General features: G+C 67.3%; 1 protein-coding gene. It reads right to left on the bottom strand.

Annotated elements, in window-relative coordinates:
- Positions 1–21: 21 nt before the first annotated feature.
- The gene (locus tag ACFQSB_RS40155) at positions 22–1,311 is read right to left on the bottom strand and encodes an IS701 family transposase (protein WP_459117362.1); all 1,290 of its coding nucleotides are present in this window, start codon (positions 1,309–1,311) and stop codon (positions 22–24) included.
- Positions 1,312–1,412: the final 101 nt, after the last annotated feature.

The raw sequence follows: 1,412 nt of genomic DNA, 5'->3' as shown, positions 1-1,412 counted from the left end.
TACTCCAGTGACCTTTTGAGATCAGCGTTGGGATCTCCGCTGGTAGTGGGATCGTCTGGCTTGATGCTGGTGTCGACGGCGCCACCGTGACCAGCGCAGGATCTCCTGGATCTGCCGGTGCGGCGTCATGACGAGCACCGTGAACAGCCGTCGGATCTCCGGTACTGTCAGCGCGATCACGTCCTCATCTTCGTCGTGACGTGATTCGGCGGCCATCACGGCGAGGAAGGCCAGGGCGAGCAGCGCCAGCGTGATGTGGCGATGCCAGCCGATCCAACCGCGGACTTGGTACTGGTCCAGCCCGACCTGCCCCTTGGCGGCCTGGAACGACTCCTCGATCGCCCACCGCGTCCCCGCGATGCGCACCAAGGTGGCCAGCGGTACCGGGGTGGGCGAATAACACCGGAAGAACGCCGGTTCGCCGGTCGCGATCGTGCGCCGGACCAGCAGCCACCGGTATCCACTGTCATCGAGATCGATCCGCCTCCAGGCCCAGGCGTACAAGCGTGGCCCTTTGGCGCCGGCTCCAGCGCTGTAGCGATGCCAGGCCGGTACACCTGCGGCGATCTGCGCCGCCGTCAGGACGCCGCCGTCGCCGCCGCTGGTACTGACGCGCTGGTTGCCCGCGATCGCGAGCACGTACCCGATGCCGTGGCCGGCGATCAGGGCACGCAACCGAGGGTCCTGCCCGTAGACCTCATCGCCGGCGACCCAGGCCGCGTCGATCCCCGCCTCCACCGCTGCGGTGATCATCTGTCCGGCCAACGCCGGCTTGGTCGCGAACACGGCCTGATCGGGCACCCCGGCGGCCTGGCATCGCCGGCTGTCGGCAAGCCAGGCTCCGGCCGGCAGGTACAGCCGCCGGTCGATCAACGCCCGGCCCCTCACCGAGGCATAGGCCAGGAACACCCCGACCTGGCTGTTCTCGATCCGCCCAGCGGTACCGGTGTACTGGCGCTGCACCCCGACCGAGGCGCTGCCCTTCTTGAGGAAGCCGGTCTCGTCCACGATCAGCACACCATCGGGGTGGCCAAGCCGGTCGTACACATAATCCCGCACGTCATCACGTACCTGATCAGCGTCCCAGCACGCGGTGCGCAGCAGCCGCTGCATCGCCTCGGGCCCGCGGTGCCCGGCATGCTCAGCCAGGTTCCAGCAGTTCTTCCGCTCAACGCCCGACAACAGACCGGTCACATACGCACGCACAGTCCTGCGAGGCTCCACCCGGCCGAACCGGGACCCGATCCGCCCCATCAGCTCATCGAACTCCCACCGCCACCCCGCAGGGTCTACGCTGAGGCCCGCGGCCATCGCATGATCTTCGGATGTCTTCACAACCACTGATGATCACGCGGTGGCCGTACCCATGCCCCCATAACCAGCGAGATCACGAACAGTCACTGGAGTACTAG

Source organism: Sphaerisporangium rhizosphaerae (assembly GCF_042665155.1).
Taxonomy (GTDB): Bacteria; Actinomycetota; Actinomycetes; order Streptosporangiales; family Streptosporangiaceae; genus Sphaerisporangium; species Sphaerisporangium rhizosphaerae.
This window is presented reverse-complemented; position numbering and strand designations above follow the sequence as displayed.